This window comes from Streptomyces sp. NPDC001634, from assembly GCF_040298185.1.
Lineage (GTDB): Bacteria > Actinomycetota > Actinomycetes > Streptomycetales > Streptomycetaceae > Streptomyces.
Window position 1 is genome coordinate 66,410 of sequence record NZ_JBEOZU010000016.1, and the last position, 13,847, is coordinate 80,256.

The window sequence follows — 13,847 nt, forward strand, 5'->3', positions numbered from 1 at the left end:
GTTCATCATTCGAAACACACTTGAGCTCCGGGTGGACGGCCCCCTGGACCGCCCGGAGCGGCATTCGACGCGGAGGCAGAACATCATGGTTTCTCGGATCGCTTGCGTGGGAGGCGGCCCCGGCGGGCTGTTCTTCGCGACACTCATCAAGCAGGCCGATCCGTCGGTCGAAGTCACCGTCTTCGAGCGGAACCGGGCGGAGGACACCTTCGGCTTCGGTGTGGTGTTCTCCGACGCGACGCTGGCCGGAATCCACGAGGCCGATCCCGTGCTGCGGACCGGCCTCGCGGACCACGGACGGCACTGGGACGAGATCGAGATCCGGCTGAAGGGCCGGAGGATCCGCTGCGGCGGCAACGGCATGGCCGCGATCACCCGCAAGACACTGCTGCAGCTGCTGCACCGGCGGGCGGCAGAGGTCGGCGTCGATCTGCGCTTCAGCTCCGAAGTGCCGTCCGACCCGGCCCAGTTGGCCGACTACGACCTCATCGTCGCCGCCGACGGGGCGAACTCCGGCTTCCGCGCCCGGCTCGCCGACGAACTGGTTCCCGAGGTCGAGGTCGCGACCGCCAAGTTCATCTGGTTCGGGACCAGTTACCTCTTCGACGGTCTGACGTTCGTGCACGAGCACGGGCAGCACGGGACGTTCGCCGTGCACGGCTACCCGATCAGTGACGACGTCAGCACCTTCATCGTGGAGACGGACGAGGAGTCCTGGCGGGCCGCCGGTCTCGACGAGTTCGACACCGCGCAGCCTCCGGGCCCGAGCGACGAGAAGAGCAGGCGCTATCTGGAGAAGCTGTTCGCCGAGCAGATCGACGGACACGAGCTGCTTGTCAACAACTCGCGCTGGGGCAACTTCCGTACCCGGCGCACCCGCCGCTGGAGCAGCGGAAACGTCGTCCTGCTCGGCGACGCCGCGCACACGGCGCACTTCTCGGTCGGCTCCGGGACGAAAATGGCCATGGAGGACGCCGTCGCGCTCGCCGGCAGCCTGCTGGAACACCGCGGCGACCTGCCGTCCGCACTGGAAGCTTACGAGGCGGCGCGGCGCTCTTCGGTGGAGAAGATCCAGGGTTCCGCCCGCCCGAGCCTGTCGTGGTGGGAGCACTTCGGCCGCTACCACGACGCGTACGAGCCCACGCAGTTCGCCTTCCACTTCATGTCCCGCAGCATCGGCAAGGGGCGCATCGCCCGCCGCGACCCGGAGTTCGTCGAACAGGTGGAGCGGGACTGGCGCGCCGGGCACGAGGGAGACGGACCGCTGGAGACCCCCTTCCGGGTCGGCGTACGGGAGTTCGCCTCCCGCCGCCTGAGCGTGGCGGACACCGAGACGCTCAGGGACGGCGATCCGGGCTGCCTGTGGCTCGTCGCGCCGGACACGGAGGCGGAGCTGGCGGAGGCGTACGGGCGGCTCTCCCAGGCCCTCACGGCCGGGCCGTCCCTGGTCGCCGTGCACGCGGGGTCCCCGCTCACCCGGTCCCTGCTCGCGGAACAGGCCCGGCTGGTACACCGCGTGCCCGCGCTGATCGTGGAGGACGGCATGGACGACGACCGCGCCGAGACGCTGCTGCTGTCCGGCCGCGCCGACCTCGTCGGCTCGCTGAGCGAGGGGGAGGCACGCGCGTGACCACGAAAGACACGAAAGACACGGGCGTGACCACGAAAAACACGGGCATGACCCCGAACCTGACGCCGATGTTCACGCCCGAGGGCGTGGTGGTGATCGGCGCCTCCCGGCAGAGCGGCAAGCTCGGTGCCGCCATGGCCCGTTCGCTGGCCGCCTTCCCCGGCCCCCGCGCTCTTGTGAACGCCCGTCGTCCGGAGCCGGCCGAGGGCGTCTACGCCTCGGTTGCCGAGGCCGCCGCGCACACCGACGGGCGGTTGGACCTGGCCGTCCTGTGCGTGCCGGCCGCCGGCTGCGCCGACGCCCTGGCCGAGGCCGCCGCCGCGGGCTGCCGGGCCGCACTGGTCTGCGCGGGCGGTTTCGGCGAGGCGGGCCCCGAGGGCGAGCAGTACGCGGACGCCCTGCGCCGTGTCGTCGAACGGACCGGGATCCGGCTGCTCGGGCCCAACACCTCGGGGTTCTTCGCCCCTCAACTGGGACTGACCGCCAGTTTCGTACCCGCCGCGAGCGGACTTCCGGCCGGTGACGTAGCGGTGGTCGCGGCCAGCGGTGGCGTCAACCACGCCCTTGCCTTCGACCTGGCGGACGCGGGGAACGGCATCAGCCTGGGCGTGGGCATCGGCGCGGGCCTCGACGTCACGGCCGCCGACGTTCTGGAACACCTGGTGACGGACGCGGGTACGACCGCGGTGGCCCTCCATGTGGAGACGGTCCCGGACGGGCCGCGTCTCGTGGCCGCCGTGCGCCGGCTCGCCGCCGTCAAACCGGTGGTGGCGCTGGTCGTAGGGCGATCGGACGTAGGGGAGTTCGCACGGTCGCACACGGGGGCGCTGGCCACGTCATGGCGTACGGCGCGTGCCGCGCTGCGGCAGGCCGGGGCCGTGGTCGTCGACGACGAACGGGAGCTGGTCGATGCGATCACTGCCCTCTCGCGCGTACGACTGCCCGCGCACCCCGACCCGGGCCTCGGCATCGTGACCGCCCAGGCGGGCCCCGGCCTGCTGCTCGCGGACCGGGCCGGGACGGACGGTATCCGGGTGCCGGAGCTGACCGAGGCCACCCGGGACACGCTCGGCGGGCTGCTGCCGCCGCTGACGTACCAGCGCAACCCGGTCGACACCGGACGGCCCGGCGAGACCTTCGCCCAGGTGCTCGACGCGACGGCCGCCGACCCCTCGGTGGACCTGCTGGCCGTCTATGCGCTGACCGAACCCGACAGCGTCGATGTGGCGTCCGCCGCTCAGGAAGCGGGGCTCGGCGTCGGGTCGCCCGCGGTGGTCGTCGTCGCGGGCCCGCACGAGGACGTCGTGGAGCAGCGGGCCCGGCTGCACAAGGCCGGCATCCCCGCGCTCACGGGTCCGACGGCGGCCGCGGGCGCGGTACGGGCCCTGGTAACCGACGCGCGGCAGCGGGCGCGGGCCGCTGTGGCGGGAACGGAGGCACCCGCGACGGTCCGGCAGGGGGTGCCCGCGGGACCGCTGGACGAGGACAGTGCGAAAACGTTTCTGAGCAGCCTTGGCATCCGTACTCCCGTTCGCATCGCCTGCGCCACCCGCACGGAAGCACACCGCGCCTTCGAACGGCTCGCCGACAGCGGGCAGCCGGTCGCCGTGAAGGTGCTCGACGCGGAGATCCTGCACAAGACGGAACTCGGCGGAGTCCATCTCGGTATCCGCACTCCGGCCGAACTGGACACGGCCCTGGACGCGATCGACGCCATCGAGCCGGGCGGCCGTCGCTACCTGGTGGAGGCCATGGCCCCGGCCGGTGTCGACCTCGTGCTCGGCGCCCGCCGTGATCCCGTCTTCGGGCCCGTCGTGCTCGCCGGGCTCGGCGGGACCGCCGCCGAGGCGCTCGCCGACGTGGCGATCCGGCTCGCGCCGCTGTCCGTGGCCGAGGCCGCGGCCATGCCGGACGAGCTGGCCGCACGGGCGCTGCTCGACGGCTGGCGTGGCGGACCGGTGCTCGACCGCGCCGAGTTCGGCCGGGTGGCCGCCGCGCTCGCCGACGCCCTCGCGGCGAGTGGACGGGAGGTCGCCGAGATCGAGATCAATCCGCTGCGTCTGATCGCCGACGGCCTGATTGCCCTGGACGCCGTCATCGTGCACACCGGGGCCGTCGCCGGGCACCCCGGCCAGGAGACCGACAAGGAGAACGACCATGCCCAGGCCTAGCAGCAACGGCGCTGTGCCCTGGCCCGACGCGTACGCCAAGCTCTACGCCGACAAGGGCTACTGGACAGGGGAGACCATCGGGGACGCCCTGCTGGAGGTCGCGGACGCCACGCCGGACGCGATCGCACTCGTCGACGGCACCCGCAGGCTGACGCACCGTCAACTCGCCGAGCGCGCCGACGCCACCGCGCTGCGTCTCGCCGAACTAGGCCTCCGCCCCGACGACCGGCTCGTGGTGCAGCTGCCCAACACCGTCGAGTTCGTCGTCCTGACGTACGCATGCCTGCGGCTCGGCGTCATCCCGGTGATGGCACTGCCGGGGCACCGCCGGCACGAGATCTCCCATCTCGTCGAGCACTCCGAAGCGGTCGGGATCGCGGTGCCCGACGTCCTGAAGGACTTCGACCACCAGGACATGGCGGCTGCCGTCGCCGACGAGTCGTCCACCGTCCGCCACCTCCTCGTGCTCGGCGACAAGATCGGCGACGGCGCAGTCGACCTGCGAGAGCTGTGCTCCTCGCCCGAAGAGGGCGCGGCGGCGGACACACGGGACGCCCTGGACACGTACCGTCCCGACAGCCGCTCGATCGCCGTCTTCCTGCTCTCCGGCGGCACCACAGGACTGCCCAAGCTGATCGCCCGCACCCACGACGACTACCTCTACAACGCCCGCCGCAGCGCCGAGGTGAGCGGCTTCGGCGCGGACACGGTGTACTTCGCCGCACTGCCCCTCGGGCACAACTTCCCGCTCGCCTGCCCGGGGCTGCTGGGCGCGCTGTTGTGCGGCGGCCGTGTCGTCCTGGGTTCGCCAAGCCCCGAGAAGGCGTTCACGCTCATCGAGCAGGAACGCGTCACCGCGACCGCCGTGGTCCCGGCCATCGCCCAGCGCTGGCTGGACCACCGGCGCAGCCACCCCGACGCCGATCTCGGCTCGCTGCGCGTCCTGCAGGTCGGCGGCTCGCGGCTGGCCGACCAGGTCGCCCGCCGGGTGCGCCCCGAACTCGGCTGCACGCTCCAGCAGGTGTTCGGGATGGCCGAAGGCCTGCTCAACTACACGCGCCTGTACGACTCCGAGGACGTCATCTGTACGACACAGGGGCGCCCCATGTGCGAGGACGACGAACTCCGCGTCGTCGACGAGCTGGGCGAGCCGGTGCCCGACGGGACACCGGGAGTGCTGCTCACCCGGGGGCCGTACACCCCTCGCGGCTACTACCACGCCGAGGAGCAGAACGCCCGCGCGTTCACCGAGGACGGCTGGTACCGCACCGGCGACGTCGTGCGGCTGCGGGCCGACGGCAACCTGGTCGTCGAGGGCCGGGACAAGGACATGATCATCCGGGGCGGGGAGAACATCTCCGCCGAGGAGATCGAGAACCTGGCCTACCAGACCCCCGGGGTCGCCCGAGTCGCCGCGGTGGCAATGCCGGACGCCGAACTGGGCGAGCGCGTATGCCTCTACGTCGTACCGGAGGCGGGCCGCAGCGTGACCCTCGCCGACGTCCACGAGGTGATGGACCGGGTGGGCGTCGCGCGCTTCAAGTTCCCGGACCGGCTGGTGGTGGTCCCCGAACTGGTCGCCACCAAGGTCGGAAAGATCGACAAGAAGGCGCTGCGCGCCGACATCTCACGCAGGCTCGCCGCCGAGGGTCCGCCCGCCGAGGACCAAGCCCGTAACGCCGGGCAGGCCCCCGCCTCCGAAGCCCCCGCAGCCAACGAAGACCCCAATGCCTCCGATGCCCACGGAGTCTCCGCTACCTCCGAAGCCTCCGAAGGAGACGCCCGATGACCACGCAATCGACAGAGACCCCCGAGATCACGGCCGAGGAAGAAGCGGCGCTCAAGCAGCTCTACACGGACTTCGCCGCCGCCGGGCTCATCCCGCTGTGGACCGAGATCGGCAATCTGATGCCGCTCACCCCGCAGCCCGAGGCCGTACCCCACGTCTGGCAATGGGACACCCTCCTGCCGCTCGCCCGCCGCTCCGGTGACCTGGTGCCGGTCGGGCGGGGCGGGGAGCGGCGGGCGATCGCGCTCGCCAACCCGGGGCTGCCCGGACGCCCGTACGCGACTCCCAATCTGTGGGCCGCGATTCAGTACCTCGGTCCGCGTGAGGTCGCCCCCGCGCACCGTCACTCGCAGGGCGCCTTCCGGTTCATCCTGGAGGGCCAGGGCGTGTGGACGGTCGTGAACGGCGACGCCGTCGAGATGCGCCCCGGGGACCTGCTGCTCACCCCCTCCATGCACTGGCACGGCCACCACCACGTCGGCGACGAGCCGATGGTGTGGCTGGACGGCCTCGACATCCCGCTGGTGCACCGGCTCGACGCCGGGTTCTTCGAGTTCGGCGAGAACGGCGTCTCCGACCGGTCGACACCGTCCCGTTCCCGATCCGAGCGGCTCTGGGGACACCCGGGACTGCGCCCGATCTCCGCCGAGGAGACGCCCGACTCCCCGCTGATGGCCTACCGCTGGGCCGACACCGACGACGCGCTGCGCGCCCAGCTGGAGCTGGAGGAGGAGGGCCTGCCCGGTGTCATCGAGCCCGGTCACGCGGGCATCCGCTTCACCAACCCGGCCACCGGCCGGGACGCCCTGGCCAGCCTGCGCACCGAGATGCACCGCCTGCGCCCCGGCGCCGCGACCGCCACTCGCCGGACCGTCGGTTCCTCCGTATGGCAGGTGTTCCGGGGTGGCGGCACCGTGAGGCTGGACGGCCGGGTGACCGAGGTCGCCGCGGGCGACCTGATCGCCGTGCCGTCCTGGTGCGCACTCACCATCGAGGCGGCGGCGGACGGCCTCGACCTCTTCACCTTCAACGACGCGCCGCTCTACGAGGCACTCAACCTCGCCCGCACCGAGACCACCGAGACCACCGAGACCACCGAGACCACCGAGACCACCAAGAACTCCGAGAACCGTACCGAGACCACCCGGAGCCCCCTCGCATGAAGCTCGCCACCATCCGTACCGCCGACGGCACCGCGGCCGTCCGTGTCGACGGCGACCAGGCCGTCGAGACCGGCGCGCAAGACGTCGTGAGCCTGCTGCGCCGCGACGACTGGCGGGCGTACGCGGCCGCCGCCGACGGCCGCCGGCACGATCTGCACACCGTCGAGTACGCACCGGTCGTACCGTCCCCTTCGAAGATCTTCTGCGTCGGCCTCAACTACCGCACGCACATCCTGGAGATGGGCCGCGAACTCCCCTCCCATCCCTCCCTGTTCGCGAAGTTCGCCAACTGCCTGCTCGGCGCGCGCGATGACATCACCCATCCGTCGAACACCGAACAGCTCGACTGGGAGGCGGAGTTGGGCTTCGTCATCGGGGCCCGTCTGCGCCGCGCCACGAAGGAGGAGGCGGCGCGGGCGATCGCGGGCTACACCGTAGTCAACGACATCTCCATGCGGGACTGGCAGTGGCGTACGCCGGAGTGGCTGCAGGGCAAGGCCTGGGAGGCCAGCACCCCGGCCGGGCCCTGGCTCGTCACCGGTGACGAGGTCGGGGACGCGGCCGATCTGGAGATCCGCTGCGAGGTCGACGGCACGGTGATGCAGCGGTCCCGCACCTCGGACCTGCTGTTCACCCCGGCCGACATCGCCGCGTACATCAGCCAGTTCACCACGCTGGAGCCCGGCGACCTCGTCGCGACCGGGACCCCGGGCGGGGTCGGCGCGGCCCGCGATCCCAAGGTCTTCCTGCGGCCCGGGCAGGTGGTGCGGACCGTCGTCGAGGGCGTCGGTGAGTGCGTGAACACCGTCGTCGAGGAGAAGGCGTGACCACGGTTCCCGTGGGGACGCTGCTCGGTTGGGTGGAGGACGGCCGGCGGCGGCTGGAGCAGGCGGTCGACGCGCTGCCCGCCGGGGCGGTCGCGGAGCCGTCCGCCCTGCCGGGCTGGACCCGGGGCCACGTCCTCACCCACCTGGCGCGCAATGCCGACGCCCTGGTCAATCTGCTGAACTGGGCGGCGACCGGGATCCGTACGGCCATGTACGCCTCGCCGGATCAGCGGGGTGCCGACATCGAGGCGGGCGCCGGGCGCCCGCTCGCCGAGCAGCGGGCCGACCTGAGGGAGTCCGCCGAACGGTTCGCCAAAACCGCCGGTTCGCTCTCCGGCGACGCCTGGTCGGCCCTGGTCACCAGCGCCCAGGGCCGCGAGATCCCGGCCTCGGAAGTCCCCTGGCTACGGGTCCGCGAGGTCTGGATCCACCTGGTCGACCTGCGCGTCGGCATCGGCATGGACGTACTGCCGCCGGAGCTCGCCTGGGCCCTGGTGGAGGACGCCGCTGCCTGGATGTCGTCCCGGGTGGCTCCCGACTTCTGCGTCGAAGTGACGGGGGAGGGCCACGGCGCGGTCGTACTCGGCCCCGGCACCCCGCGTACGAGGATCGCCGCCCCGCCGCACGCCCTGGCCGCCTGGCTCACGGGCCGGGACGGCGGCGGGAGCGGGTTCCCGGAGCTTCCGCGCTGGCTGTAGCCGCGGCCACGCACACATGCCGTATCCGCACCTTCAGACCATCCGACAGACCATCCGATCAAAGGAGATCGACATGAGTGAGACCTTCGTGCTCGTCACGGGAGCATGGCACGGCGGATGGGCCTGGCGCCCGGTCGCCACCGCGCTGCGGGCCGCCGGGCACCAGGTGTACACCCCCACCCTGTTCGGCCTCGGCCCCGACGACGACCTCCGCGGCGTGACCCTCACCGACACCGTGAACGGGCTCGTCGAGTACGTCGAGAGCCGGGGCCTGACCGAGGTCACCCTGATCGGCCACAGCTGGGGCGGCTATGTGCTGACCGGCGCGGCGCCCCGGCTCGCCTCCCGGCTGAGGCGGCTGGTCTTCTGGAGCGCGTTCGTTCCGGAGGACGGCGAGTCGCTGATAGACGCGTGCCCGCCGCACTACGGGGAGATGTTCCACGCTCTGGCTGCCGCCTCGGGCGACGACACCGTGCTGCTGCCCCTGGAGGTCTGGCAGCAGGCGTTCATGCAGGACGCGGGGGAGGAGGCCCAGCGGACGGTCCACTCACTTCTCGTTCCGCAGCCGCTCGGCACCTTCACCGAGAAGCCGGACACGGCCGCGTTCTCCGCGCTCGACCTCCCCACCAGCTATGTGGTGTCCACGGACGATGTCTCCCTGCCGGGCGAATGGGCCTGGGCCGAGCGCTTTCCGCAGCGTCTGAAGAACCCGCTCGTGATCGAGACCCCCGGAAGCCACGAGAGCTGCTTCACCCGCCCCGTCGAACTGGCGGATGCCTTCATCAGGGCCTGCGTCTCTCATTGACGGCGATTCTCATTGACGCCGATCTCCGACACGCTGGGTGATCTTCAGGGCAAGGGTGGGAGGGTGCCGGGAAGTCGGAGACCGCGCCCGTGGGCCGACTTTCCGATCGGCTTTCCGCCGACGGCGAGGGTGGAGGAGCGAATGACTCCTCGACCCTCGCCTTTTGTCGATGACCGCTCCTGACCAGCTCTGATCGCTTCCAGGACGTAAAGGACCGCGCCTGCGGCACGGTTATCGGTCTGTCGTACGACACCTCATACCAGAGCGGGACGCCCTGCGGAGGACTTTGTCAACAGCCCACCGCACATGCCGCATTGGCGACTACTCTGAGTCGCCGCCGAGCGACGCAGGGCCGGATTTCTTCAGCCCTCCCGACCGGCGCCGCGATGGCGCATGCCCGAGTCGCGCAGACCCGCGGGAGTCCCCACGCCCCCGACGCACCCAGCCACGAGGATCCGATGTCTCACCTTCGCGCACCGGCCACACGCGCAGACCGCCGTGAGGGCGGGCGGCACGGTCGACCGGTCGCCCGTGCCACCCCCGCGCTGCCCGAGACCCACTTACGGCCCCAACTGCTGCGCCTGGCGGTTCTGCCGCCCATCGCGGTGGCCCTGAGCGCCTGCGCCGCCGTGCTCTTCACCGTCCGCTCGACCGGCGCACGCCCCACCACCACGCTCTGGGCCGTGCTCGCAGGCGCCCTCGGGGTGACCCTCGCGGGCATCGTCATCGCCGCCGTCGCCGCCAAACGGGCCGCAAGATCTGTGAGTGAACGCCTCGAGGAGCTACGGCGCACCACCGCTCGCGGCGAAGCCGACCTGTGTGCCCTCGTCGAGACGCTGCGCCGCGGCGAAGGGGTGCCTGCGCGCAAGCCGAGCGGCAAACCCGCCGCGGACGCCGACGACTTCGAGCTGCTCGCCGCCGAGCTGGCGCGCGCCCACGACGGCGCCGTCGCCGCGGTCGTCCAGGCCGCCCAACTCTCCAGCCACACAGGCAGCGAACAGAAGCTCGAGGTGTTCGTCAACCTCGCGCGGCGCCTTCAGTCGCTCGTGCACCGGGAGATCTCGATCCTGGACGAGCTGGAGAGCGAGATCGAGGACCCCGACCTGCTCAAGGGGCTCTTCCATGTCGACCACCTCGCGACCCGCATCCGGCGGCATGCCGAGAACCTCGCCGTGCTCGGCGGCGCAGTCTCGCGCCGCCAGTGGAGCAACCCGGTCCCCATGACCGAGGTGCTGCGCTCGGCGATCGCCGAGGTCGAGCAGTACTCGCGGGTCAAGCTGGTGCCGCCGGTCGACGGCACCCTGCGCGGGCACGCCGTCGCCGACGTCATCCATCTGCTGGCCGAACTCGTCGAGAACGCCACGGTGTTCTCCGCACCGCACACACAGGTGCTGCTGCGCGCGGGCCTCGTCACCTCGGGGCTCGCCGTAGAGGTCGAGGACCGCGGACTCGGCATGCCGCCGGCCGAACAGCACAGGATGAACGCCCTGCTCGCCGACCCGGACCAGGTCAATGTGGCCGGCCTGCTGGCCGACGGCCGCATCGGCCTGTTCGTGGTCTCTCAACTCGCGCGCCGCCACAGCATCCACGTCCGGCTGCAGACCAACATCTACGGCGGCGTCCAGGCCGTGCTCGTCGTGCCGCAGCGGCTGCTCGGGCCGACGCCCGACACACCTGGGAGCCTGACGCCGGTGGAGCCGCAGGGAACGGCCCCGGGAACCGGACCGCTGGGGACACCCGGTACAACCGGCCTGCTGTCCGCTGCCGTTGGCCGCCCGCACACACGGACCCCCCAGCAGGGGGCCACCCGGCCGGTGCACGAGTCACCTGCCGCGTCCGAGCACCCCCCGCCTCCCGGACCGCAGCAGCCGCAGCACGACCGGATCCCGGCGGCCCGCGGGCGGTCCCCGCTGCCCGTGCGCGACGCCGACACCCCACGGCCCAATCCCGCAGAAGCGCTGCCCGGCGTCCGTCCCGGCGACAGGCCCGCGGTCGAGGAGAACGCCGGCAGACCGCCGACGCCGCTGAGCGGCACCGTGCGCGGCACCATGAGCAAGCCGCAACTGCCCCGCCGCCGCGCCCAGGAGCACATCGCACCCCAGCTCCGCAGCGGCCCCACACCACCCGTCCACCCGGACTCCGACCGGCTCGTCGGCCACGACCCCGGCCTGATGGCCGCGTTCCGGCGGGGGATCGGTCTCGCGGAGGCACAGCAGCAGCCGGAGCCCGAGCACGGCGAGACCGACACCCACACGGGACACACCACCGCCCCGCACACCGACGCACCCTTCGGCGCCCTGCGCCTCGACACCATGCTCCCCGGGAACGTACCCGCACCGTTCAGCGACGTAGCCGCACCGTCCTTCGACGCACCCGAGCCATCCTTCGACGCACCTGAGCCATCCTTCGACGCACCTGAGCCGTCCCTCGACGTACCGCCCAGGAACCCGGCGCGTACAGACGCATTTCGCGCCCCGCACACGCCCGACTACGACCTGACTGCCCGGAACGACGGGAGCGCACCGGCCGGATGACCACGCCCACCCCCACCCCCACCTCCACGCCCACCCAGTCCGCTCCCGCATACCTGCGTACCCCAAGGAGTCGATCCACCATGGCGAGCGAAGCGCCGACCTCCCATGTTTCCGATCTCGACTGGTTGATGAGCGGCCTCGTGCAGCGCGTCCCCCACACCACGAGCGCGGTCCTCCTCTCCTGCGACGGGCTCGTGAAGTCCGTCCATGGCCTCGACCCGGACAGCGCCGACCACATGGCCGCCCTGGCCTCCGGCCTCTACTCGCTCGGCCGCAGCGCGGGCGTCCGCTTCGGGGACGGCGGCGACGTACGGCAGCTCGTCGTCGAACTCAACTCGACCCTGCTGTTCGTGACCACCGCGGGCTCCGGTACCTGCCTCGCCGTCCTGGCCGGACGCGAGGCCGATGCGGCGGTGCTCGGCTACGAGATGGCGATGCTCGTCAAGAGCGTGCGCCCGTATCTGATGACCGCGCCCCGCCAGCCTTCCGGACGGCCCACGGCGACGAGGCCTTGAGCGCGATCGCGGCCGGCGACGGCCCGTGGCTCGACGACGCGGCGGGACGGCTGGTGCGCCCCTACACCGTCAGCAACGGCCGGACCCGGCCGACCACCGCGCTCGATCTGCTGTCGCAGGTGATGGCCACCGGCGCCACCCCCCTCGGCTACCTCGGCCCCGAGCACGCCCAGGCACTCGACCTGTGCCGGGCGCCCGTCTCGGTCGCCGAGGTCGCCGCCCACCTCAAGCTGCGGGCGGCGGTCACCAAGGTGCTGCTGTCGGACCTCGTCGACTGCGGCGGGCTCACCACCAAGCCCCCCGCGTTCCACCACAACCCCACTGACCGGTCCCTTCTGGAGGCAGTGCTCGATGGATTACGAAGACAGCTCTGACCCCTTCCCCACCGCGCTCAAGATCCTGGTGGCGGGAGGGTTCGGAGTAGGCAAGACGACCTTCGTCGGGGCGGTGAGCGAGATCGCGCCGCTCAGCACGGAGGAACTGCTCACCACGGTCAGTGCCGCGACCGACAGCCTCGAAGGCATCGAGAACAAGGTCGAGACGACCGTGGCGATGGACTTCGGCCGCATCACCCTCGACCCGCAGCATGTGCTGTACCTGTTCGGCACACCCGGACAGGAAAGGTTCTGGTTCATGTGGGACGAGCTGTCCGAGGGGGCGCTCGGCGCGGTGATCCTCGCCGACACCCGTCGTCTGGAGGACTGCTTCGCCGCCGTCGACTTCTTCGAGCGGCGTGGCCTCGGGTTCGTCGTGGCCGTCAACGAGTTCGACGGCGCCTTCCGCTACGACCCCGAGGAGGTACGCGCCGCCATCGACCTCGATCCCGAGATCCCTGTTGTGTGCTGTGACGCCCGGATCTCCAGCTCGGGCGTGCGGACCCTGCTCACACTCGTACGTCACCTCCTCGCGCACACCCCGGCACCGGCCCCGAGCCACGGAGCCCACACATGATCCTGAGCCGACTCCTGCTGATCCCCGAGGACGGTGACGCCCCTGCGCGCGTCCGCAGGCTGCGTCGGTTGGGCCTCGGCGACCGCGCGGAACCGGAGTTCGACGCCTTCGCGGACCGGCTCGCCGGTCTCGCCGCGACACCGTACGCGATGATCAACTTCATTGATGAGCACCGGCAGTTCTTCGCGGGACTCCACCAGCCCGACGACCGCCCGCTCACCGCGTTGCCCGCCCCGGACGGCGCGGCCGGTGAACAGGTCCGTCACCTGGGCCGCGAGTACGGTTTCTGCCCCCACGTGGTCGTCCGGCGCAGGGCGCTCGTGCTGGAGGACGTCTGCGACTATCCACGCTTCGCGGGCAACGCGGCCGTCGACGAACTCGGCATCCGCTCCTACCTCGGCGCCCCGCTCGTGGACCGCACGGGTATGGCCCTCGGCACGGTCTGCGCCGCCGACGTCGAACCGCGCCGCTGGGGCCGGACAGGCCTGGAGACCATCAAGGCACTGGCCGCGGAGCTGGTCGAACGGATCGAACAGCGGGAGAGCGGCGAGATCTGAGGGCGCGTCGGAGCCCGTCGGGGAACGATCCGAGCGTGCTCCCGGCTGTTGCGGGACATCGCCGAGCGCGGCGAGACCGGCACCGTCAAGACCGTCCGGGGGCGCCACCTCGTCGGCTACGGCGGCGGGGATGGCGGTGGCCGCCGGTTCCGGACGGGCGAGTCGCTGCGCGCGGGCGGAACGCCGTAGGACGCGCCGCCGCCGGCC

At 71.8% G+C, this 13,847-nt stretch carries 13 protein-coding genes; all 13 read left to right on the forward strand.

Annotated features, from left to right (window positions below; genetic code table 11):
- Positions 1 to 106 precede the first annotated feature (106 nt).
- On the forward strand, positions 107 to 1,630 hold the full coding sequence (locus ABT186_RS13075; protein ID WP_351925035.1) for an FAD-dependent monooxygenase: 1,524 nt from the start codon (positions 107 to 109) through the stop codon (positions 1,628 to 1,630).
- Positions 1,627 to 3,801 (forward strand): acetate--CoA ligase family protein, encoded by a 2,175-nt coding sequence (locus tag ABT186_RS13080; protein WP_351925037.1) that lies wholly within the window; start codon positions 1,627 to 1,629, stop codon positions 3,799 to 3,801. The genes ABT186_RS13075 and ABT186_RS13080 overlap by 4 nt, the downstream gene beginning before the upstream one ends.
- Positions 3,788 to 5,590, forward strand: a complete 1,803-nt coding sequence (locus ABT186_RS13085; RefSeq protein WP_351925039.1) for a (2,3-dihydroxybenzoyl)adenylate synthase — start codon at positions 3,788 to 3,790, stop codon at positions 5,588 to 5,590. Before ABT186_RS13080 ends, ABT186_RS13085 begins: the two co-directional genes overlap by 14 nt.
- Positions 5,587 to 6,753, forward strand: a complete 1,167-nt coding sequence (locus ABT186_RS13090) for a cupin domain-containing protein (RefSeq protein WP_351925041.1) — start codon at positions 5,587 to 5,589, stop codon at positions 6,751 to 6,753. The genes ABT186_RS13085 and ABT186_RS13090 overlap by 4 nt, the downstream gene beginning before the upstream one ends.
- Positions 6,750 to 7,580: a fumarylacetoacetate hydrolase family protein gene (locus ABT186_RS13095; RefSeq protein ID WP_351925043.1), complete on the forward strand. Its 831-nt coding sequence runs from the start codon at positions 6,750 to 6,752 to the stop codon at positions 7,578 to 7,580. The genes ABT186_RS13090 and ABT186_RS13095 overlap by 4 nt, the downstream gene beginning before the upstream one ends.
- Positions 7,577 to 8,278, forward strand: coding sequence for a maleylpyruvate isomerase family mycothiol-dependent enzyme (locus ABT186_RS13100; RefSeq protein ID WP_351222399.1), 702 nt, complete (start codon positions 7,577 to 7,579; stop codon positions 8,276 to 8,278). The genes ABT186_RS13095 and ABT186_RS13100 overlap by 4 nt, the downstream gene beginning before the upstream one ends.
- Positions 8,279 to 8,351: 73 nt before the next feature.
- Complete coding sequence (locus ABT186_RS13105; protein ID WP_351222401.1) at positions 8,352 to 9,083, forward strand: alpha/beta fold hydrolase; 732 nt, start codon at positions 8,352 to 8,354, stop codon at positions 9,081 to 9,083.
- A gap of 458 nt (positions 9,084 to 9,541) precedes the next feature.
- Positions 9,542 to 11,617, forward strand: coding sequence for an ATP-binding protein (locus ABT186_RS13110; RefSeq protein ID WP_351925045.1), 2,076 nt, complete (start codon positions 9,542 to 9,544; stop codon positions 11,615 to 11,617).
- A gap of 80 nt (positions 11,618 to 11,697) precedes the next feature.
- On the forward strand, positions 11,698 to 12,132 hold the full coding sequence (locus ABT186_RS13115) for a roadblock/LC7 domain-containing protein (protein WP_351925047.1): 435 nt from the start codon (positions 11,698 to 11,700) through the stop codon (positions 12,130 to 12,132).
- Positions 12,129 to 12,506, forward strand: coding sequence for a DUF742 domain-containing protein (locus ABT186_RS13120; protein ID WP_351925049.1), 378 nt, complete (start codon positions 12,129 to 12,131; stop codon positions 12,504 to 12,506). The genes ABT186_RS13115 and ABT186_RS13120 overlap by 4 nt, the downstream gene beginning before the upstream one ends.
- The gene (locus ABT186_RS13125) at positions 12,484 to 13,083 is read left to right on the forward strand and encodes a GTP-binding protein (RefSeq protein WP_351222409.1); all 600 of its coding nucleotides are present in this window, start codon (positions 12,484 to 12,486) and stop codon (positions 13,081 to 13,083) included. The genes ABT186_RS13120 and ABT186_RS13125 overlap by 23 nt, the downstream gene beginning before the upstream one ends.
- On the forward strand, positions 13,080 to 13,640 hold the full coding sequence (locus tag ABT186_RS13130; protein ID WP_351222411.1) for a GAF domain-containing protein: 561 nt from the start codon (positions 13,080 to 13,082) through the stop codon (positions 13,638 to 13,640). The genes ABT186_RS13125 and ABT186_RS13130 overlap by 4 nt, the downstream gene beginning before the upstream one ends.
- Before the next feature lie 48 nt (positions 13,641 to 13,688).
- On the forward strand, positions 13,689 to 13,829 hold the full coding sequence (locus tag ABT186_RS13135) for a hypothetical protein (RefSeq protein WP_351222413.1): 141 nt from the start codon (positions 13,689 to 13,691) through the stop codon (positions 13,827 to 13,829).
- Positions 13,830 to 13,847 lie beyond the last annotated feature (18 nt).